Below are 20,052 nucleotides of genomic sequence, written 5' to 3' on the forward strand. Positions count from 1 at the left end.
CATGGCGGGAATTCTTCGCCTCGTTCCGGACGACACAAAGATCCAGTTCATGAAGGGACGGTTCGCCGGCCTCGCCACGTCGGCGGTGCTGTCGATCATCTCGCTCATTCTGTTTTTTCATCCGGGGCTGCATTACGGCATCGACTTTGTCGGCGGCATCGTCATCGAAGCGCGCACGCAAGGTCCGGCCGATTTCGGTGCCTTGCGCAATTCGCTGAACGGTCTGGGCTTGGGCCCGGTCGCGCTGCAGGAATTCGGCGCCAAGGAAGACGTGTTGATCCGTCTTGATCGCCAGCCCGGCGACGACAGCGCGCAGCAGAAAGCCGTCGATACGGTGCGTGCCAAGCTGACTCAGGATTTCCCGGGCGCTACCATCCGCCGTACCGAAGCCGTCGGCGCCACCGTGTCGAACGAGTTGTTCCGCGACGGCATGATGGCGCTTGGTTTGGCGTTGCTTGCGATGCTCGCCTATATCTGGTTCCGCTTTGAATGGCAGTTCGGCGTCGGTGCGGTCGTGACGTTGATCCTCGACGTCACCAAAGTGATCGGCTTCTACGTCATCATGGGGAAGCTGTTCGGCGTGCAGTTCAATCTGACTGCCGTCGCCGCGATCCTTACGATCATGGGCTATTCGATCAACGACAAGGTCGTGGTCTACGACCGTATGCGCGAAAATCTGCGCAAGTATAAAACCATGCCGCTGCGCGAATTGATCGACCTTTCGATCAACGAAACGCTGTCGCGGACCATCGGCACCTCGACGACCATCTTCTTGTCGACCTTGCCGCTGGCCTTGTTCGGCGGTGAAGCGCTGCGCGACTTTGCCATCGTGTTGCTGTGGGGCGTCGTGCTGGCGACCACCAGCTCGATCTTCATCGCGGCGCCGATCTTGCTGTTCCTCGGCGAGAACCGTCTGCGCCGCACGCCGGCGGCGACCGCGCAGCCCGCGTGAGCGCACATTGACCGACGTCACACCGCAAGTCGCCGCCGGCACGAAGCTCATCCAAAGCTACGGGCCGGGGCGGTTTGCGATTGACGGTGTGGTCTATGAAGGACCGGTTCTGGTTTTCGCCGACCGGGTCGAAGCGTGGAACGTCACCGGCTTTGCGTCGCTGACCGCCGACAGTTTTGCGCCGGTGCGCGCCGCAATCCCCACCATCGAGGTCGTGCTGTTGGGCTGCGGCCCGAAACAGCAATTCCTGCCGGCGCATCTGCGTCGCGGCAAACAGGAACTCGGCTTCGTGCTCGATGCGATGGAAACCGGTGCGGCTTGCCGTACGTTCAATGTGCTGTTGACCGAAGATCGCCGCGTCTGTGCGGCGTTGCTTCCTGTCTAGAGTTGAACATGATCCCTGTTGCAACCGAACTTCTTCTGCAAGTCAGCAGCGGCACGAACACGACGCCGCCCGAACCGCGCGAGCAAATCATCGCCGATGCTGCCGCGTGGGCTGCAACGATGGTCGGCAGCCGCGGCGTGACGCTCGACGGTAGCGTTGAATCGCTACGCATTCTCGACATGCTGGTGGATGACGCGCGCGATGCGATCCAAGGCGAACCAAACGCACCGCAAGCGGCGCTGTTGTGGGCGCTTGGCGCGTATCTCGGCGAAGTGCTGCGCAATGCGCGCGGCGGCAGCTGGTCGGTCGGCGCGTTCGACGATCTCGATCAGTTCTGGGGCACCAGCCTGACCTATGCCGACGGGCTGCAAGTGTGGCCGATGCAGCGCCTGATCAAACGCTTCTTGAACGGACCCGATGACGCGATCTACGCCTATGGCGTCGCGATGACGAAATTGTCCGACGACTGAAAAAAGGGGCACCGAACGGTGCCCCTGTTTCGCTCAAGCGGCGACCTTGCCGCCGGTGCGCAGCATTTCGGCTGCGTATTCCCAGTTCACCAGATTATCCAGCCACGCCTTGATGTAGTCGGCGCGCTTGTTGCGATAGTCGATGTAGTAGGCGTGTTCCCACACGTCACAGCCGAGCACGGCCTTGAACCCATGCGCGAGCGGATTTTCACCGTTCGGCGTGGCGTGAATCTCAAGTTTGCCTGCATTGTCGACCAGCCAGACCCAGCCCGAACCGAACTGGCCAACGCCACCTTCGGTGAACTGTGTCTTGAACGCATCGACCGAACCGAAGTCGGCGACCAGGCGCTTTTCAAGCTCGCCCGGAATCGAACCGCCGCCCTTGGGCTTCATCCAGTTCCAGAAATGCAGATGATTCCAATGCTGGCCGGCATTGTTGAACAGCTTCTTCAGCTTGGGATCTTTGAACGATGCGACCACGACCTCGTCGAGGCTTTTGTTTTCCAGGCCGGTGCCCTGAATCAATTTGTTGCCGGTGTCGACATAGGCGAGGTGATGCTTGTCGTGATGATATTCGAGCGTCTCGGCGCTCATGATCGGCGCCAGCGCATCTTTCGAATACGGCAGGTCGGGCAGCTTGAAAGCCACGGTGCAGCTCCTGAGTCGGTTTATGCGGGGAACGTGTATAGGAACGTAGCTGGCGACGCGCCGGTTCCGACCCGCGTGAAACGCAAACCCACACTGCACAAACGAAAAGGGCCCGCGTTTGCACGCGGGCCCCGTGGTTTTCGCTGCTGTTTCGATCAGCCGATATTCTGCTGCGCAATCATGCAGTAGAGCATCGGGAACGACAGAACGAAGTTGGTGCGGCTGAACAACATTGCAGTCCGTGCAGCGGCTGCCTTGGCTGCGTCTTCGGCCGGTACGAGGCCCAGCGCCTTTTGCTGGTTCGGCCAGATGAAGAACCAGACGTTGGCGGCCATGATGATGCCCAGCCACATGCCGATGCCGATCGTGCGGCCACCATTCGAGAAGGTGAGACCGCCCATGACGCCGTACGGGTTCAGATGGGCGAGCAGCAGGCCCGCCAGCACCGTGCCCAGCGCCGCCCAGCGGAACCAGAACAGCGCTTCCGGCGCGATGAATTTCGACACCGCTGGTTTCAGCTCGGCTGGCACTTTCGGCATGGTCGGAATTTGGACGAAGTTGAAATAGTAGAGCAGGCCGATCCACAGAATGCCGACCCAGACGTGCAGCACGCGCACCAGCGTCTGAATCCATTGCTGGCTCGCCAGCTCTGCTGCATGCAGGCCGAGAATGACGACGACGAGCAAGAACACGCCGAGCGTCAGTGCCCGGTACAGATGTCCCAAAATATTTCCCATGATCTCCCCCTGTCGCTCCGGCCGGCCCGGTTTTGGGCCCGGTTCGGGTTTGTGTGGCACGACTCGGTGCGGCCGCGAATCTCACACTGAATGACCGGCTTTTCAACGAAACCGGCCGAAAAGGGCCTGTCGTCCGCCGAAGGGCCTGTCGCGCCCGTGGCGGACGACGTCGCAGTGCAGCTCCAGACGCTGGATCCTGAGCGCTGGCTGACGGTGCTATTGGCGCCGCGGGCGCTGCGGCCCGATCTGATCGCGCTGTATGGGTTCAATCTCGAGATCGCCAAGATCCGGGAGATCACGCGCGAACCGTTGATCGGCGCGATGCGCCTGCAATGGTGGCGCGATGTGATCGAAGCCGTCTTTGCCGGCGCCAAGATCCCGCATCACGGTCTGGCCCAGCTTCTCGCCGCCACGATTCGTACCCACGCGCTGCCGCGCGCGCCGTTCGATCGACTGCTCGACGCGCGCGAACTGGATCTCGAACCGGAAGGGCCGGCCGATCTTACTGCACTCGACGCGTATGCACGGGCGACGGGCGGCGGCCTCTGTGAGCTTGCGGTGCGCATTCTCGGGGTCAGCGACGCGGTTGCGCTCGATGCCGCGCGCGCAATCGGAACCGGTTGGGCCTTGCTTGGCATCGTGCGCGCAACCCCGTTTCTGGCCGGACGCCGACAGACGATGCTGCCAGCCGATCAGCGCGGAATACATGGCGTCACGACCACGTCTTTGTTCGAGGCTCGTGCTGGCAACGGAATCAGACTCGTGGTGGAACCGATTGCGCACAGCGCACGACGAGCGTTCGAAGAAGGCCGTGCGATGCGCGCTGCTGTTCCGCGTCGGGCGCGATCGCCGTTGCTGCTGGCGACGCTTGCTGACGCGCACCTCGCCGATCTGGCTCGCGCCGGATACGACCCGTTTCAACTGCCCGAGCCGCGCAAGGATGCGGCGTTGCGGCTCGCGTTTTGTTGGCTTCGCGGACGCTTCTAGAGGCAGACGCGAACCGCGAATCCATCTTACAGTCCGGCGAACGGTGCGCAGTCGACGTGCCGAGGCCGCGATGGCCAAGAGCGGGGTAAGGGATGATTCTGCGCGCCTGTATCGGGCTTGCCCTGCTTCTGGGGGCGGGAACGGCCGAGGCTGGTACGGTTGCGTTCACGGTCCGCGATGTTGCGGGTGCGCCGGTCGCGGGCGCGGTTGTGGCCTTGAACGACGCCCAGCACGCAGCGCCGGCGCCTTCGGGCAAGCCCGTCGTGCTCGACCAGATCAACGAAGAGTTCGTTCCTGACATCCTCGTGGTCCGGACCGGGGGCCAGGTCCTGTTCAAGAACAGCGACTCCACCCGGCATCACATTTATTCGTTTCGGCAGCCCAAACGGTTCGAATTGCAGCTCGGGCCGGGCGAATCATCGGCTGTGACCTTCGACCAAAGCGGCGTCGTTGCACTGGGCTGCAACATCCATGACCACATGCGCGCCTGGCTCTATGTCAGCGATGCGCGTTTCGTGGCACGGACCGGCGCTGACGGCACGGTAACCTTCGCCGACGTACCAACTGGCGCATGGGAAGCAAAAGCTTGGCATCCACGTACCCAGCCGGGGGCACCCGAACCAACCCAGGCGATCCGCCTCGACGCGGAGGGCAAGTTCAGCGGGGCCTTCACCTTGGCCTTGCGTGCTGGTGTCGGGCCGGCGCGCGACCCGGAACGCGCACGGTACTAGGAGCCGCGCGTTGAGCCTTCGCCGGCGCCTCGCACTTCTTTTGGTTATTGCGCTCGCCTTGGTCCAAGGCGCGACGATGGCGGTGCTGTACGCACGCACCCGCGCGCAAATTGAATCCGAGGCACAAGTCCGTCTCGGCCAAGCGCAGCTTCTGTTCGACCAGCATCTTGCCGAGCTGGGCGATCGTCTCGCCGAGAGCGCGCGCATTCTGACGCTCGACTTTGCACTGCGCGAAGCGGTCGCCACCGACGAGCGCGCCACCGCCGCCTCAGCGTTGCGCAATTTCGGCCGCCGCATCGGCGCGTCGCGCGCGCAATTCATCGGCCTCGACGGAACCGTGCGCGGCGACAGCAACGGCGGCATCTCGAACGAAAAATTCCCGTATCCCGGTTTGCTCAAAACTGCGGACAGCCAACCTGCCGGCGGCGTCGCGGTGATCGACGGACGTCCGTGGCGGTTGGTTGTTGCGCCAGTGTTGGCGCCCGAACCGATCGGCTGGATCGCGATCGCGGTCGAAATCGATTCCGCGCTGGCCGAACAATTGGCGCGGCGCGTGCCGATCGCGGCATCGGTTGCGATCGTGTCGGAACGGTCGTCGGGCCTGTGGCGCGTCGCGGGCGCAAGTTCCGGCGCGTTCGAACCCGACTATGAAGCAATTCAGAACGCGACGGCGGCGCCTGCGCGCATCGAGCATCAGGGCGAAACCTATCTCGTCCTGTCGACGCCGATCCGCACCGTCGAAACCAGCCCGCCGGTGCGCGCCGTGCTGGAATACGGACTCGACGCTGCCTTGGCACCGTACCGGCCCTGGGTGTTGTCGCTACTGATCGTGCAGGCGGTTGGTCTCTTGGCTGCGTTTATCGGCGCCGTGTTGATCGCACGCGGCGTTGCACGTCCGATCGAAGCCTTGGCCGACGCAGCGTTGCGCATCGAAGCCGGCGATTACAGCGTGCCTGCGCGCCGTACTTTGCGCCCCGGTGAAGCCGCCAATGAAGTGCGCCGTTTGTCGGCTGCATTCGATTCCATGTTGCGCGCGCTGCGCGAACGCGAAACGCGCATTCGCCATCAGGCCGAACACGATTTGCTGACCGGTCTTCCCAACCGCGTGACCTTGGAACGCTGGCTGCAAGGCAAGCTCGACGATGGGGAACCGGAAGCAGGCATGGCGCTGATTGGCTTGCGTCGTCTGCCCGAGATCGTGAACACGCTGGGCCACGAAGTCGGCGACAATGTCATTGCCGCCGCTGCCGATCGCATCGGCAACGCGGTTGGCATCGACGGCAATATTGCGCGCGTTGCCGAAACCGTGTTTGCGGTGACCGTGTTCGATCATTCCGAAGAACGCGTCGCCGCGGTTGCACGCCGCGTCCACGAAGCCTTCGACATTCCGTTTGCGGTCAACGATCTGGCGATCGATCTCGACGCCGCGATTGGCACCGCGACCTATCCCGACGGTGCCGTGTCGGCGCGCGCCTTGCTGCAACACGCCGACGTGGCGCTTTACGCGGCGCAGCAGAGCGAAGCGCGCGTCATCGCCTATGACGCGACGCGCGATCCGCATCGTCCCGAACGCCTGTCCTTGATGAGCGAACTGCGTCGCGCCATCGACGACGATGCGCTGACCTTGGTGTTCCAGCCCAAGATCGACGTCACGACCGGGCAAGTGCGTGGCGCCGAGGCGCTGGTACGCTGGACCCATCCGCGTCACGGGCCGGTGTCTCCGGCTGAGTTCATCCCGCTGGCGGAAGAAACCGGCACGATCCGCTTCCTGTCGCGCTGGGTGCTGCGCAAATCGATCCGCAAGCTCGCCGAATGGCGGACGATGGGCTTGGACCTCAAGCTTGCGGTCAATCTATCGGTGCGCGATCTGGGCGACCGGTCGTTGCCCGAACATGTCTCGGACCTGCTGCTGCAATCGGCGGTGCCGCCCGATCGCCTGACGTTGGAGATCACCGAAAGCGCGGTGATGCGCGACCCTGACGCGGCACTGGTCGTGCTCGAACGTTTGGCTGCGCTTGGCGTTGATTTGTCGGTCGACGATTTTGGCGTCGGCCAATCGTCTTTCTCGTATTTGCGTCGCTTGCCGGTGGCCGAACTGAAAATCGACCAGTCCTTTGTTCGCCCCTTGGCGGCCAGTGCCGACGATCGCTCGATCGTTCGCGCCATCGTCGAACTGGCGCGCGCGCTCAATCTGCGCGTCGTGGCCGAAGGCGTCGAAGATGCAGACTCGCTCGAGTTGCTCGCAGGCTTTGGCTGCGACGGGGCGCAGGGCTATTTCATCGCGCGGCCGCTCGAAGCAGCGCGGTTCGAAGACTTCGCACGCCAGCCGCCGGTTCCCAGCAAGTTTGCGGTCACATGATCCGGCGCTGCGCGCTGATCGGATTGGCGTTGCTTGCAGCAGCCCAATCGGCGCGCGCAGAGCGACTGGCGGATTGGTTGCGCATCGACGGCTACGCCGATCTGCGTGTGATCCAGACCGACGACGAACGAACCAGCCGTGAAGGCGGGACGGGACGTTTGCGCTATGGCGGCGACGCAAACGGTGCACGCAGCCTGGTCCGTGCCGAAGCGGGGTTCGTGCCGGTCATTCAGTTCAGCGGTGAACTCGATGCAGTCGGCACCTTCGTGCTCGACGGCGGTCAGCCGGCTTATTTCGGTTTGGCCGAAGGCTATGTGCGGTGGAAGCCAGCCCCAACCAGCGATTGGCGCTTCACCGTGCGTGCGGGTTTTCTGATTCCGCCGTTCAGCCTGTCGAATGACGGCATTGCGTGGACGTCGCGCACGACCTTGACCTGGTCGGCGATCGATACGTGGTTGGGCGAGGAGGTGCGCGCGTTGGGTGTCGAACCCAAAGTCGAATATTGGTTCGACGAGCGCGATCATATTGACGTCGTTGCTGGCCTGTTCACCGACAACGACATCTCGGGCACGATTTTGGCGCAACGCGGTTGGATGCTGCACGACCAGCTCGCCGTCACCACGACGCGCCTCAAGGGCCCGACTGCGTATGACAATATCGCGGTGCGCCGGCAAACGATCACGCGTCCCTTTGTCGAACTCGACGACCGGCCGGGCTGGTACGGGCTGGTGACCGCGGCGCGTGACGGCGTCGGCAAGATCGCGTTCGGTCATTACGACAATCTCGCCGACCCGCGTGCGGCTGGCACCGACGTCGCCGGCTGGCGCACGCATTTCAATACGCTGGGCGTGCAGTACGACTTGCCGGATCTGCACACGGTGCTGACCGCGCAAGGCATGAAAGGCTACACAGCACTGCGTATCTTCTCGCCGATCAGCACAGTGTTCGAAAGCGTCTATGGCTCGGTCAGCCACGATCTGGCGCGCGAGCACAAGGTGACGGCGCGCTGGGATTGGTTCCGGACCGTCAGCAACAGCCTGCCGACCTCACTCTATCGCGGTGAAATCGGGCAGGCGGCGACGGCGGCGTATATCTGGCGTCCGGCGACGTCATGGCGCTTCACCGTTGAAGCGGTGCATGTGCGCTCCGCACGAGCGCTGCGCACGCCCGCCTATCAAAGCTACATCACGAACGAAACGCAGCTGCAGGCCGGCGTCCGGTTTTTCTTCTGAGCTTTATGCCGCTTCACGAACCGCACCGATCCAGCCGTCGAAATCAGTCAGCGCGCGTGCCGTGTAGGCGCGTTTGCGTTCGCGGCCGCGGATCTTGTCGTCGATTGGCGGGAACAATCCGAAATTGACGTTCATCGGCTGGAACGTCGTCGCGTCGGCGCCGCCCGTAATGTGCGACAGCAACGCGCCCATCGCCGTCGTCACCGGCGGTGTCGCCAGCGCGACGCCGCGCGCGTCGGCCACTGCAAACCGTCCAGCCAGCAAACCGACCGCAGCACTCTCGACATAGCCTTCGCAGCCGGTGATCTGGCCGGCAAAGCGAATGTCGGGACGCGACTTCAAACGCAGCGTCGCATCGAGCAGGCGCGGCGAGTTCAGGAACGTATTGCGATGCAGACCGCCCAGCCGTGCGAACTCGGCGTTTTCCAGTCCGGGAATGGTGCGGAACACGTCGGCCTGCGCGCCATAGCGCAGCTTGGTCTGGAAGCCGACGAGGTTGTAGAGCGTGCCCAGCTTGTTGTCCTGGCGCAGCTGCAGCACCGCGTACGGGCGGCGGCCGGTGCGCGGATCGGTCAAGCCGACCGGCTTCATCGGGCCATAGCGCAACGTATCGACGCCGCGCGACGCCATCACTTCGATCGGCAAACAGCCTTCGAAATAGGGCGTGTCTTTTTCCCAATCTTTGAAGTCGGTGCTTTCACCAGCCAGCAACGCTGCGATGAAGCGCAGATATTCGTCTTTCTCGAACGGGCAGTTGATGTAGTCGCTGCCGTCGCCTTTATCGTAGCGCGACTGGAACCAGGCGCGCTCCATGTTGATCGACTCGCGATAGACGATCGGTGCGATCGCATCGAAAAACGCCAGCGCGTCGACGCCAGTTTCGGCGCGGATCGCCTCGGCCAGGGCAGGGGCGGTCAGCGGCCCGGTCGCGATGATGGTCGAGCCCCAGTCTTTCGGCGGCAGGCCGGTCAATTCTTCGCGCACGATGGTCACGCGCGGATGGGCTTCGAGCTTTGCCGTCACCGCGTCGGCAAAGCCGTCGCGATCGACCGCCAGCGCGCCGCCCGCCGGCACTTTGTGCGCGTCGCCGCAGGCCAGGATCAGCGAATTCGACCGCCGCATTTCTTCGTGCAGCAGGCCGACGGCGTTGTATTCGGCGTCGTCCGAGCGGAACGAGTTGGAACAGACAAGCTCGGCCAGCCGATCGGTCTTGTGCGCTTCGGTTTCGCGCACGCCGCGCATCTCGTGCAGCACGACGTCGATGCCCGCTTCGGCGATCTGCCACGACGCCTCGCTGCCGGCGAGGCCGCCGCCAATCACATGAATCGTCACGGCAGTTTTACCGCGCCGTTTTCGATCGTGAAGAACGGGTTGTACGCGACTTCCCACGGGTGTCCGTCAGGATCGGCGAAATAGCCCGAATAGCCGCCCCAGAACGCTTTCTGCGGTGGCTTGAGGATGGTGGCGCCGATTTTCTGCGCCTTGCCGAGCAGCGCGTCGACCGCGCTTTCGCTTTCAAGATTGCAGGCGAGCGTGATTGCACCGGGACGCCCATGGCCGTGCGGCAGCTGTGCGTCTTCGGCCAGCGCGTCTTTGTTGTAGAGACCCAGCACGACAGAACCGACCTGAAAGAAGGCGATCTCGTCCTTGCTCACCGAAGATGCGGTGAAGCCGAGCGCTTCGTAGAATTTGCGGCTGACCGCGACGTCGTTGACGCCAAGCGTCACGATATTGATGCGAAGGCTCACGCGCTTTTTGCCTGCGTCTGTTTCAGATAGGGCGCCAGATAGTGCCCGGTGTGGCTGCGCTTTTCGCGCACGACTTCTTCCGGTGTTCCGCTGGCAACGACTTCGCCGCCTTTGTCGCCGCCTTCGGGGCCGAGGTCCAGGATCCAGTCGGCGGTTTTGATGACTTCGAGATTGTGCTCGATCACCAGCACCGTGTTGCCCTGGTCGACGAGCTGGTGGAGCACTTCCAGCAGCTTGCGGATGTCTTCGAAATGCAAGCCAGTGGTCGGCTCGTCGAGGATGTAGAGCGTCTTGCCGGTGGCGCGGCGCGACAATTCCTTGGCCAGCTTCACGCGTTGCGCTTCGCCGCCCGACAAAGTCGTCGCAGCCTGGCCAATATGGATGTAGTCGAGCCCGACTTCCTGCAGCGTTTTCAACTTGTCGCGGATCGACGGTACCGCCTTGAACAGCTCGACGCCTTCCTCGACCGTCATGTCGAGCACGTCGGCAATCGACTTGTCGCGGAACAGCACTTCCAGCGTTTCGCGGTTGTAGCGTTTGCCCTTGCAGACGTCGCAGGTGACATAGACGTCGGGCAGGAAGTGCATCTCGACTTTCAGCAAGCCGTCGCCGCTGCAATTCTCGCAACGCCCGCCTTTGACGTTGAACGAGAACCGGCCGGGGCCGTAGCCGCGCGCTTTGGCTTCGGGCAGGCCGGCGAACCATTCGCGGATCGGCGTGAAGGCGCCGGTATAGGTCGCGGGATTCGAACGCGGCGTGCGCCCGATCGGCGATTGATCGATGTCGATCACCTTGTCGAGCAGTTCGATGCCTTTGAGCGTCTTGAACGGCGACGCATGCTCGCGCGCCTTCATCAGTTTTTTCGCGACCGCCTTGTACAGCGTGTCGATCACGAGCGTGGACTTGCCACCGCCCGAAACGCCGGTGACGCAAGCAAACGTCCCCAACGGCACTTTGATGCCGACGTCCTTGAGGTTGTTGCCGGTCGCGCCGGTCAGTTCGAGGAACTGGTTCTTGTGCCCTTTGCGGCGCACACGCGGCACCGGAATGCGTTTCATGCCGGTGAGATACTGCGCCGTCACCGACGCCATATTCTGCATCACCTGCGCCGGCGTGCCTTGGGCCACGACATTGCCGCCGTGCTGGCCGGCACCGGGACCCATATCGAGCAGATAGTCGGCGCTGCGGATCGCGTCTTCGTCATGCTCGACGACGATCACTGTGTTGCCGAGATCGCGCAGCCGCCGCAGCGTGCCGAGCAACCGATCATTGTCGCGTTGATGCAGGCCGATCGACGGTTCGTCGAGCACGTACAAGACGCCGGTCAGGCCGGACCCGATCTGCGACGCCAGCCGGATGCGCTGGCTTTCGCCGCCCGACAAGGTGCCGCTGGTACGGTCGAGAGTCAGATATTCGAGACCGACCGCGTTCAGGAATCCGAGACGCTCGTCGATTTCTTTCAGAATGCGCGCTGCGATCTCGCGCCGTTGCGGCGTCAACGCCTTCGGCATCTTGGCGAACCACGTCGCTGCGTCGGCAATCGAGAGCTTGGCGATTTCGCCGATATGTTTGGCGTCGATCTTGACCGCCAGCGCGGCTGGTTTCAGGCGATAGCCGGTGCAGGCCTCGCAGGTCTCTTCGCCCTGAAAGCGCGATAGTTCTTCCTTGATCCAGGCGCTGTCGGTTTCGCGGAACCGGCGTTCGAGATTGGGAATGACGCCTTCGAACGGTTTCTTGGTGTCGTAGCTGCGCAGACCATCGTCGTAGCGCATGGTTATTTCGTCGTCGTCCGAGCCGTACAGGATGACGTCGCGGACTTTTTGCGGCAGGTCGTCCCACGCTTTGGTGGTCGAGACTTTGTAGTGGCGCGCGATCGAGTCGAGCGTCTGCGTATAATATTGCGACGAGGACGAAGCCCACGGCGCAATGGCGCCATCCTTGAGCGACAAGGAGCCGTCGGGCACGACCAGCTCTTCATCCATAATGATCTTCACGCCGAGCCCGTCGCACACCGGGCAAGCGCCGTGCGGGCTGTTGAAGCTGAACAGGCGCGGCTCGATTTCTTCGATCGTGAAGCCCGACACCGGGCACGCGAACTTGGCCGAGAAGATGGTACGTTCGCTGCTGTCGGCGTCTTCGGCGATCGCGATGCCGTCAGCCAGGTCGAGCGCTTTTTCAATCGAGTCGGCGAGCCGGTTGCCGAGACCTTCTTTCTTGGTGACCAGGCGATCGACGACGACTTCGATATCGTGTTTGAGCTTTTTGTTGAGCGCCGGCGCTTCGTCGATTTCGTACAGCGTGCCGTCGATCTTCACGCGCTGATAGCCGCGCTTGCGCAACTCCAGCAGCTCTTTCTTATATTCGCCCTTACGGCCGCGAACGATCGGCGCCAGGATGTAGAGGCGCGTGCCTTCTTTCATCGACTGCACGCGATCGACCATCTGCGAGACGGTCTGGCTTTCGATTGGTAAGCCGGTTGCGGGCGAGTAGGGAACGCCGACACGCGCCCACAACAGGCGCATGTAATCCCAGATCTCGGTGACGGTCGCGACGGTCGAACGCGGATTGCGGCTGGTGGTTTTCTGTTCGATCGAAATCGCCGGCGACAGGCCGTCGATGTGATCGACGTCGGGCTTTTGCATCAGTTCCAGGAACTGACGTGCATAGGCGCTCAAGCTTTCGACGTAGCGACGCTGTCCTTCGGCGTAGATCGTGTCGAACGCCAACGATGATTTGCCCGACCCGGACAGGCCGGTGATCACCACCAACGAGTCACGCGGCAAATCCACGTTCACGTTCTTCAAATTGTGCTCGCGCGCGCCGCGAATGCTGATCGTCTTGGCGGTCATATCGGTCCTGTCGGGGAAGCCCGGTCCAGTCGTCCGGTCCGGGGCTCCGTATATGGCGTTGAAGGACGCCCGCGGCGAGGGTTTCGGACCGTGAACGTACTAAGAACATGCGAGTCCGTTCAAGCTTCGTCCCAAGTCCGTAAGCCGCCTTTACAGTTCTCAACTGTTAACCATGTAAAAGGCGGAGATGCTGGGCGGCACGGTGCTTGCGAAAGAGGCGATATCTCTACTCTTCCGCGCACAAGGACGACCCAAATGTTCAAGATCCTCGCTTCCACCGCCCTCGTTGCTCTCGCACTCGGCGTCGCGCCGCACGCCAAAGCCGCGCCGGTATCACTCGGCGACGCCTATGTCGGCGGTAACGACCACGGCTATGGCGACGTGATCGGCACGTCGGTGTTCGACACGACCGGTGCGACCGTCACGCGCAGCGGCACTCACCTGATCGTCACCATCGCGACCAACTTCGCCGGCGCGCCGGGCTCGGCCGCTGCCGAAGGCACCACGTACGGCGACTTGCTGCTCAGCGCGAACTGGTCGCCGACTGGTGCAGCGCCGTACACGAGCGATGTCTACGCCGCTGGCGATTGGACCTACGCCGTCAAAGCCACCGGTCCGAATGCCGGCGACATCTATCGCACCGATACGGGCAGCGTCGTGATGTCGACGGCACCGGCCGGCTACATCTGGCGCGACGGACAAGCGACGGGTTGGACCGGCGGCACCAAGGTCGGTGATGGCAGCTTCACCGTCGGCGCCGGCACGCTGACCTTCGATTTCGACGCCAGTGCCACGGGATTTCTGTTCGGCGGCACCGGTTTTGATTTCGCGCTGTCGTGGGCGATGAGCTGCGCCAATGACGCATTCCAAGGACAGGTCGGAACCGGCGGCGGTCCGAACGTGCCCGAGCCCGCCTCGGTCGGATTGCTGCTCGCCGCGCTTGGCGGCTTGGCCTTCGCGCGCAAGCGCAGCTAGCGGAGGGCGCAAGCGGTGCAAGACGAACGCCCCTTTCCCGACTTGTTGTCCCTGGCATTGCTCATGGCCGCTCTACCGCCAGCGCCGTACGATCCTGGCAAAGCGCGCGCCCACCACGAGCTGGCGCCCGCGCCGGCCGCGGCCCCCGGGCAAAAGCGAAGCTGACTTGGACCGAGCCGTTCTCCCCGGATCCGCCTAAAAGTGAGGCGACTGGCTGTAGCTCCTGTAGCCGGTCGCTTTCCTTTTTCGTCTATGTCCGATCTGATCGCCTCAGAGCGCCACATGACCAGAACGGCGCCGCATCAGGGAGGATCGCTTGGCCAATCTGTTCCGTACGATTCCGCTCGCGCTCGTTGCCATGTTCGCTGCTACGCCGGCCTTCGCCGGGAAAGCCGAAGTCTGGGTCGAGTTCGTCGCCAACAACATCGACAAGGCGGAAATCGCCAACAGCCAGAACGCGAACGCGACCAAGTCGACGGTTCTGCGCGGCAACACCAAACAAGCTAAAGTCGCGATCATCGACGTGAAAGACGATAAGAGCGAACAGACCATCCCGGCCGGTTCGACCTTCCCGTTGTACGTCGCGATTCAAGGCTTCATCAGCGCACTCGCCTGCGAGGTCAAAACCCCGACTCAGGATGTGGTGCTGGTGCACAATGGCGGCGAAGCGATCGTCAAAACCAAAGTGCAGCTGAACGCCAGCGGCTGCTCGGTCGAACGCACCACGTGCTCGGGCAACGCCTGCAAAGTGCAGGGCTGAGGCAGCTTTCGAGACGGCGCCAATTGGCCAGTTTCGGGGGTAGGTGCGGGGCCGCGAGGGCTCTGCTAGAGAAGAGACTTGTCTCCCGAGAACGGATCGGGAACATTCCCATATGACTATCTAGGCACGGAAGCGGAGGATGAAGTGGCGGGTTCAGTGAACAAGGTGATTCTGATCGGCAATCTCGGGCGCGACCCCGAAGTCCGCTCGATGCAGAACGGCGGCAAGGTCTGCAACCTGTCGATTGCGACGTCGGAGTCCTGGAAGGACAAGCAAAGCGGCGAGCGTCGTGAAAAGACCGAATGGCACCGCGTCGTGCTGTTCAACGAGAACCTAATCAACGTAGCCGAGCGCTACCTGAAGAAAGGTTCGAAAGTGTATCTCGAAGGCCAGCTCGAAACGCGCAAATACCAGGACAAAGACGGCGCCGAGAAATACACGACCGAAGTCGTGTTGCGGCAGTTCCGCGGTGAACTGACCTTGCTCGACTCGCGCAGTGAAGGCGGCGGTGCGTCGTCCGGATTCAGCAGCCCCGAAGAAGGCGGCTATCGCGGCGGAAGCAGCGGTGGTGGCGGCGGTGCGCGCAGCGGCGGCGGCAAGGGCGAACCCGACTGGGCGGCCGATCTCAACGACGACGTTCCATTCTGATCCGGCCATTCTGATCGTCCACAAACAAGAACGCGGCGCTGCCGGTTGGCAGCGCCGCGTTTTTTCTTGCTGTGCGACGTTAGCCGATCAGGCGGATCAAACGTGCGCGTTCGTCTTCGGCGCGGCGGCTGCGATCGTTGCGCGTCGCATGTACGCGGCGCGGCTTGCTGCGACGCGGCTCTTTGCTGCTGGCATCGATGTCGGCGTGCGACTGCACCAGGCTGGGAAACCAGATCACCGTCGGTGACGGATCGATGTTTTCGCTGAAGGGCATCTCGCTCACGGTGTCCGCTCCATCAATCCGGTTTTGCGGTTGACGCGCACCGTGTCGACCAGCGAGTCGTCGACGGTTCGCACTTCGACTTTGGCCCAATCATTTCCGTCAGCTTCGGCTTTGCCGACTTTCAGGCGCTTGTTGCCTTTGAAGGCGATGGCGCCGTCGACGATGCGGCGTGCGTCGTCGGGGGAAAGCTGCTTGTCGACGTCTTTGAGACGCACCGTCATGGCGTGGCCGATATCGGGAATCGGCGGCAGTGGCGGCAGCGGTGGGCCGGCCTGGGCGATGATCACGCGATCGACTTTCTCGCGAATCCGGTCGCCCAGATCGCGCAGATTTTCATGCGCATTCCGCTCGGCATCGCGTGCCTCGCGCTCGGCGTCACGCGCCGCTTCGCGGGCAGCGCGGCTCGCTTCGCGCGCTTGGCGCTGCGCGTCGCGCTGGATTTCCTGCAAATCGCGACGGAAGTCGTTCTGGCGCTCATTGACGAAGGGCGCCGGGGCTGGAAGCGGGGCGGTTTCGATCTGCGCCGGCGCTGCCGGGGCGGCGGGTGCCGCTGGCGGTTCGACGGTCTGGGCCCAGGCGGCTGTGGCGGCCAGCATGGTCGTGGCGGCGAGCAAGAATCGAGTGCGCATGACGGCGCTCCATCGCGGCTGAAATCTGCGGTCCGGAAGCGGAAAACGGGCCCGCTTCGGGTCGACGCCGCGACGAATCGCCCACATCGACGAGCGCAAACTCGCACCGTCGTTGCTGCGTCTCCAGAAAGTGATCGTCACGCATTTGGTTCGTGTGAGCAGATGGTCATGCTCCGTCACGAAAATCCTTGGATTCGGCCCCGTAGGTGCTAGATCCATGGCGGTTTCTCTAGCTCTCCCGGATATGCATTGACCGACCAGAATAATACCGGCGGACCGCCCAGCGACGGTCCCGGCAAAAGCGCTCCTCAGTTCGACATTCAGCCGATCGCGATCGAAGACGAGATGAAACGCTCGTACCTCGATTACGCGATGAGCGTGATCGTGGCGCGTGCGCTGCCCGACGTTCGCGACGGGCTCAAACCGGTGCATCGCCGCATTCTCCACGCGATGCGCGAAGGTGGGTACGACAGCTCGAAATCCTACAAGAAGTCGGCGCGTATCGTCGGTGACGTGATGGGTAAGTACCATCCGCACGGCGACAGCGCGATTTACGACGCCATGGTTCGCATGGCGCAGGATTTCTCGATGCGTCTGCCGTTGATCGACGGGCAGGGCAATTTCGGTTCGATGGACGGCGATCCGCCGGCAGCGATGCGCTACACCGAAGCGCGCCTGGCCAAGAGCGCCGAAGCGTTGCTCGAAGACATCGACAAAGACACCGTCACCTTCGGCCCCAACTACGACGACACGATGGAAGAGCCGCTGGTTCTTCCGGCGCGCTATCCGAACCTGCTGGTGAATGGTGCGGGCGGCATCGCCGTCGGCATGGCGACCAACATCCCGACGCACAATCTCGGCGAAGTCGTCGATGCGTGCTGCATGTATCTCGACGATCGCACCGTCGGCATCGACGAGCTGATGACCGTGATCCCGGGCCCGGACTTTCCGACCGGCGGTCTGATCATCGGCAAGGCCGGCGTGCGTTCAGCGCTGCATACCGGGCACGGCTCGGTGATGATGCGGTCGCGTACTTCGATTGAAGAGATCCGCAAAGACCGCGAAGCGATCATCGTCACCGAGATCCCGTATCAGGTGAATAAGTCGCGCCTGGTCGAGCGCATCGCCGAGGTCGTCAATCTCAAGATCGTCGAAGGCATCTCCGAACTGCGCGACGAAAGCGATCGCGACGGCGTGCGCGTGGTGATCGAGCTGAAACGCGACGCGGTTGCCGACGTGGTGCTGAACAATCTGTTCAAGCACACGCCGCTGCAGACCTCGTTCGGCGTCAACATGCTGGCGCTCGATCACGGTCGCCCGAAGATGCTGAACCTGAAGGACGTCATCCGGGCGTTCGTCGAGTTCCGCGAAGAAGTCATTACGCGCCGCACCGTGTTCGAACTGAACGCGGCGCGTGCGCGTGCGCATATCTTGGTCGGCTTGGCGCTTGCGGTCGCCAATATCGACGAGATGATCGAAACCATCCGCCGCGCGCCCGATCCGGCGTCGGCGCGTGAAGCGATGTTGGCGCGCACTTGGCCGGTGATGGATATCGGTCCGTTGATCGAGCTGATCGACGAGCCCGGCCGCGTGGTCGAAGAAGGCGGCGTCTATCGCCTGTCCGAAGAACAGGCCAAGGCGATTCTGGAACTGCGCTTGCAGCGCCTGACCGGCCTCGAGCGCGAGAAGATCGCCAACGAGCTGCAGGAAGTCGTCGACAAGATCGCCGAGTATCTCGGCATCCTCTCCGACCGCGACAAGCTGATCGACATTCTGCGCAACGAGCTGCTGGCTGCGAAGGCGCAATTCGGCACGCCGCGCCGGACCGAACTGGTCGAAAGCGAATTCGAGCAGGACATCGAAGCGCTGATCCAGCGCGAAGATATGGTCGTGACGGTGAGCCACGGCGGCTACGTCAAGCGCACGCAGCTGTCGGCCTATCGTGCGCAGAAGCGTGGTGGCAAAGGCCGCAGCGGCATGGCGACCAAGGACGAAGATTTCGTCTCGCGCCTGTTCGCGGCCAACACCCACACGCCGATGCTGTTCTTCACGACCAAGGGCATCGTCTACAAGCTCAAGGTCTGGCAGTTGCCGTTGGGCAACCCGCAAAGCCGCGGCAAGGCCTTCGTCAATCTGCTGCCGCTGGCCCAGGGCGAAGGCATCTCGGCCGTGATGCCGCTGCCGGAAGACGAAGCCAGCTGGGAAAATCTGTTCGTGATGTTCGCGACGTCGATGGGCACGGTTCGCCGCAACCGTCTCAGCGACTTCCAGAACATCCGTTCCAACGGCTTGATCGCGATGAAGCTCGAAGAGGGCGAGCGTCTGATCGAAGTCCGCACCTGCAGCGACGACAACGACATCCTGCTGGCAACGCGGGCCGGCCGCTGCATTCGGTTCGAAGTGCCGGAAGTGCGCGTCTTCGCGGGTCGTACCTCGACCGGCGTGCGCGGCATCAAGCTCGCCAAAGACGACGAAGTCATCTCGATGTCGGTGCTGCGTCACGTCGATGCCTCGCCGGACGAGCGCGCCGCCTATCTTAAACAGGCGAACGCGTTGCGCCGCGCCACTGGCGAAGCGGCTGCAATCGAAGAGCCGACCGATAGCGACGAAGAGGGCGCAATCGGCGAAGCGTCCTTGTCGGCCGAACGCTTTATCGAGCTGCAGGCCAACGAAGAATTCCTGTTGACCGTCACCGACCGCGGTTTCGGCAAGCGCACGTCGGCGTACGAATATCGTGTCACCGGACGTGGCGGGCAGGGCATCGAGAATATGCGCTTCGGTGAGAAGTCGCGTGCGGTGGCGGCGACCTTCCCGGCCGGCGAGACCGATCAAGTGATGTTGGTCACCGACGGCGGCCAGATCATCCGCATGCCGTTGCACGATGTGCGCGTGGCGGGACGCCGGACAATGGGCGTCACCTTGTTCCGCGTGTCGGCCGACGAACATGTCGTGTCGGTCGCGCATCTCGAAGAGTCGCCGGGCGCAGATGACGACGTGGACAGCGATACGGACGGCGACATCGGCGACAGCGGCAGCAACGATTCGGGCGAGACGCTGCAATGAGTGCTGCGAAGGTCGCGGCGAAGCGGCGGGTCGGCGTCTATCCAGGGACGTTCGATCCGATCACCGCGGGGCACATGGATATCATCCAGCGTGCGTTGCGGACGGTCGATCACCTGGTCATCGGCGTTGCGCGCAACGCGGGCAAGGCGCCGATGTTCTCGACCGACGAACGCGTCGAGATGGTGCGCGACGAGATCACGCCGATCCTCAAAGCCGGTCACTCGGTCGAGGTGAAGCCGTTCGACACGCTGCTGATGCAATTCGCGGTCGCATCGGGGGCCGGTATCGTGATCCGCGGCCTGCGCGCGGTCTCGGACTTCGAGTATGAATTCCAGATGGCGGGCATGAATGCGCGCCTGAACCCTGCCGTCGAGACGATCTTTCTGATGGCCGGCGAACATGTGCAGTTCATCTCGTCGCGCTTCGTAAAAGAAATCGGCCGGCTGGGTGGCGATATCGGGCAATTCGTCTCGCCCGGCGTACGTCAGCGCCTGTTGCACAAGTTCGCGCAGTCGCCGGAATAAGCGCGCTACCGCGTACGCGTGGTGGCCACGCATGCGGAAGCGACATGGCACGCGCGGTGCCGGGCGCTTTAG

The 20,052-nt window shown here is 63.0% G+C and carries 19 protein-coding genes; 12 read left to right on the forward strand and 7 right to left on the reverse strand.

Translation table 11 applies throughout. The features are described 5' to 3' along the window. Position 1 precedes the first annotated feature (1 nt). Genes secF through TMPK1_RS03260 form a run of 3 tightly spaced genes read left to right on the forward strand, consistent with a single transcriptional unit; the run spans position 2 to position 1,807 of the window. On the forward strand, positions 2 to 952 hold the full coding sequence (gene secF / locus TMPK1_RS03250) for a protein translocase subunit SecF (protein ID WP_420241397.1): 951 nt from the start codon (positions 2 to 4) through the stop codon (positions 950 to 952). Between the two features lie 7 nt (positions 953 to 959). Further along, a complete protein-coding gene (locus TMPK1_RS03255; RefSeq protein ID WP_420241399.1) occupies positions 960 to 1,337 on the forward strand; it encodes an Mth938-like domain-containing protein in 378 nt (125 codons plus the stop codon). An 8-nt stretch (positions 1,338 to 1,345) separates the two neighbouring features. After that, a complete protein-coding gene (locus tag TMPK1_RS03260) occupies positions 1,346 to 1,807 on the forward strand; it encodes a hypothetical protein (RefSeq protein WP_420241401.1) in 462 nt (153 codons plus the stop codon). 33 nt (positions 1,808 to 1,840) lie between these two features. Here the strand turns inward: TMPK1_RS03260 and TMPK1_RS03265 are convergent, their stop codons facing one another. Then, a complete protein-coding gene (locus TMPK1_RS03265) occupies positions 1,841 to 2,455 on the reverse strand; it encodes a superoxide dismutase (RefSeq protein WP_420241404.1) in 615 nt (204 codons plus the stop codon). A gap of 155 nt (positions 2,456 to 2,610) precedes the next feature. After that, the gene (locus TMPK1_RS03270; RefSeq protein WP_420241405.1) at positions 2,611 to 3,192 is read right to left on the reverse strand and encodes a urate hydroxylase PuuD; all 582 of its coding nucleotides are present in this window, start codon (positions 3,190 to 3,192) and stop codon (positions 2,611 to 2,613) included. A gap of 156 nt (positions 3,193 to 3,348) precedes the next feature. Between TMPK1_RS03270 and TMPK1_RS03275 the strand changes: the two genes are divergently transcribed. From TMPK1_RS03275 to TMPK1_RS03290, 4 genes are all read left to right on the forward strand, one after another. Beyond that, complete coding sequence (locus TMPK1_RS03275) at positions 3,349 to 4,179, forward strand: phytoene/squalene synthase family protein (RefSeq protein WP_420241407.1); 831 nt, start codon at positions 3,349 to 3,351, stop codon at positions 4,177 to 4,179. A gap of 92 nt (positions 4,180 to 4,271) precedes the next feature. Further along, positions 4,272 to 4,910 carry a cupredoxin domain-containing protein gene (locus tag TMPK1_RS03280; protein WP_420241409.1) on the forward strand — a complete coding sequence of 213 codons (639 nt, stop codon included), beginning with the start codon at positions 4,272 to 4,274 and terminating at the stop codon, positions 4,908 to 4,910. A gap of 10 nt (positions 4,911 to 4,920) precedes the next feature. After that, positions 4,921 to 7,269, forward strand: coding sequence for a putative bifunctional diguanylate cyclase/phosphodiesterase (locus TMPK1_RS03285; RefSeq protein ID WP_420241411.1), 2,349 nt, complete (start codon positions 4,921 to 4,923; stop codon positions 7,267 to 7,269). Further along, complete coding sequence (locus tag TMPK1_RS03290) at positions 7,266 to 8,501, forward strand: hypothetical protein (RefSeq protein ID WP_420241413.1); 1,236 nt, start codon at positions 7,266 to 7,268, stop codon at positions 8,499 to 8,501. Before TMPK1_RS03285 ends, TMPK1_RS03290 begins: the two co-directional genes overlap by 4 nt. Positions 8,502 to 8,504: 3 nt before the next feature. Here TMPK1_RS03290 and trmFO read toward each other — a convergent pair whose 3' ends face one another. Genes trmFO through uvrA form a run of 3 tightly spaced genes read right to left on the reverse strand, consistent with a single transcriptional unit; the run spans position 8,505 to position 13,098 of the window. Next, positions 8,505 to 9,833 (reverse strand): methylenetetrahydrofolate--tRNA-(uracil(54)-C(5))-methyltransferase (FADH(2)-oxidizing) TrmFO, encoded by a 1,329-nt coding sequence (gene trmFO / locus TMPK1_RS03295; protein ID WP_420241415.1) that lies wholly within the window; start codon positions 9,831 to 9,833, stop codon positions 8,505 to 8,507. Further along, positions 9,830 to 10,249: a VOC family protein gene (locus TMPK1_RS03300; RefSeq protein WP_420241417.1), complete on the reverse strand. Its 420-nt coding sequence runs from the start codon at positions 10,247 to 10,249 to the stop codon at positions 9,830 to 9,832. Before TMPK1_RS03300 ends, trmFO begins: the two co-directional genes overlap by 4 nt. Further along, complete coding sequence (uvrA, locus tag TMPK1_RS03305) at positions 10,246 to 13,098, reverse strand: excinuclease ABC subunit UvrA (protein ID WP_420241419.1); 2,853 nt, start codon at positions 13,096 to 13,098, stop codon at positions 10,246 to 10,248. Before uvrA ends, TMPK1_RS03300 begins: the two co-directional genes overlap by 4 nt. A gap of 255 nt (positions 13,099 to 13,353) precedes the next feature. On the opposite strand from uvrA, the gene TMPK1_RS03310 reads away from it, so the two are divergent. The 3 genes from TMPK1_RS03310 to ssb all read left to right on the forward strand — a co-directional run bounded on the left by TMPK1_RS03310 (position 13,354) and on the right by ssb (position 15,481). After that, positions 13,354 to 14,073: a PEP-CTERM sorting domain-containing protein gene (locus TMPK1_RS03310; protein WP_420241421.1), complete on the forward strand. Its 720-nt coding sequence runs from the start codon at positions 13,354 to 13,356 to the stop codon at positions 14,071 to 14,073. 316 nt (positions 14,074 to 14,389) lie between these two features. Continuing rightward, positions 14,390 to 14,833 (forward strand): hypothetical protein, encoded by a 444-nt coding sequence (locus TMPK1_RS03315; RefSeq protein WP_420241422.1) that lies wholly within the window; start codon positions 14,390 to 14,392, stop codon positions 14,831 to 14,833. 144 nt (positions 14,834 to 14,977) lie between these two features. After that, entirely contained in the window at positions 14,978 to 15,481 is a 504-nt protein-coding gene (gene ssb, locus TMPK1_RS03320; RefSeq protein ID WP_420241424.1) for a single-stranded DNA-binding protein, read from the forward strand. Between the two features lie 79 nt (positions 15,482 to 15,560). On the opposite strand, the gene TMPK1_RS03325 is transcribed toward ssb, so the two are convergent. Continuing rightward, positions 15,561 to 15,764 carry a hypothetical protein gene (locus TMPK1_RS03325; RefSeq protein WP_420241426.1) on the reverse strand — a complete coding sequence of 68 codons (204 nt, stop codon included), beginning with the start codon at positions 15,762 to 15,764 and terminating at the stop codon, positions 15,561 to 15,563. After that, positions 15,761 to 16,393 carry a hypothetical protein gene (locus TMPK1_RS03330; protein ID WP_420241427.1) on the reverse strand — a complete coding sequence of 211 codons (633 nt, stop codon included), beginning with the start codon at positions 16,391 to 16,393 and terminating at the stop codon, positions 15,761 to 15,763. The genes TMPK1_RS03325 and TMPK1_RS03330 overlap by 4 nt, the downstream gene beginning before the upstream one ends. Positions 16,394 to 16,738: 345 nt before the next feature. Here TMPK1_RS03330 and gyrA point away from each other — a divergent pair, with 345 nt between their 5' ends. After that, positions 16,739 to 19,456 (forward strand): DNA gyrase subunit A, encoded by a 2,718-nt coding sequence (gyrA, locus tag TMPK1_RS03335; RefSeq protein WP_420245607.1) that lies wholly within the window; start codon positions 16,739 to 16,741, stop codon positions 19,454 to 19,456. Then, positions 19,453 to 19,980 (forward strand): pantetheine-phosphate adenylyltransferase, encoded by a 528-nt coding sequence (gene coaD / locus TMPK1_RS03340; RefSeq protein ID WP_420241429.1) that lies wholly within the window; start codon positions 19,453 to 19,455, stop codon positions 19,978 to 19,980. The genes gyrA and coaD overlap by 4 nt, the downstream gene beginning before the upstream one ends. Positions 19,981 to 20,052: the final 72 nt, after the last annotated feature.

It is taken from the genome of Roseiterribacter gracilis, assembly GCA_018332375.1.
GTDB lineage: Bacteria > Pseudomonadota > Alphaproteobacteria > BOG-932 > Roseiterribacteraceae > Roseiterribacter > Roseiterribacter gracilis.

Excerpts from the sequence above, each read along its gene's own strand:
- TMPK1_RS03270 (WP_420241405.1), bottom strand. The coding sequence starts at position 3,192 with ATGGGAAATATTTTGGGACATCTGTACCGGGCACTGACGCTCGGCGTG.
- TMPK1_RS03280 (WP_420241409.1), top strand. The coding sequence starts at position 4,272 with ATGATTCTGCGCGCCTGTATCGGGCTTGCCCTGCTTCTGGGGGCGGGA.
- TMPK1_RS03290 (WP_420241413.1), top strand. The coding sequence starts at position 7,266 with ATGATCCGGCGCTGCGCGCTGATCGGATTGGCGTTGCTTGCAGCAGCC.
- TMPK1_RS03260 (WP_420241401.1), top strand. The coding sequence starts at position 1,346 with ATGATCCCTGTTGCAACCGAACTTCTTCTGCAAGTCAGCAGCGGCACG.
- uvrA (WP_420241419.1), bottom strand. The coding sequence starts at position 13,098 with ATGACCGCCAAGACGATCAGCATTCGCGGCGCGCGCGAGCACAATTTG.
- gyrA (WP_420245607.1), top strand. The coding sequence starts at position 16,739 with ATGAAACGCTCGTACCTCGATTACGCGATGAGCGTGATCGTGGCGCGT.
- TMPK1_RS03310 (WP_420241421.1), top strand. The coding sequence starts at position 13,354 with ATGTTCAAGATCCTCGCTTCCACCGCCCTCGTTGCTCTCGCACTCGGC.
- TMPK1_RS03330 (WP_420241427.1), bottom strand. The coding sequence starts at position 16,393 with ATGCGCACTCGATTCTTGCTCGCCGCCACGACCATGCTGGCCGCCACA.
- secF (WP_420241397.1), top strand. The coding sequence starts at position 2 with ATGGCGGGAATTCTTCGCCTCGTTCCGGACGACACAAAGATCCAGTTC.
- coaD (WP_420241429.1), top strand. The coding sequence starts at position 19,453 with ATGAGTGCTGCGAAGGTCGCGGCGAAGCGGCGGGTCGGCGTCTATCCA.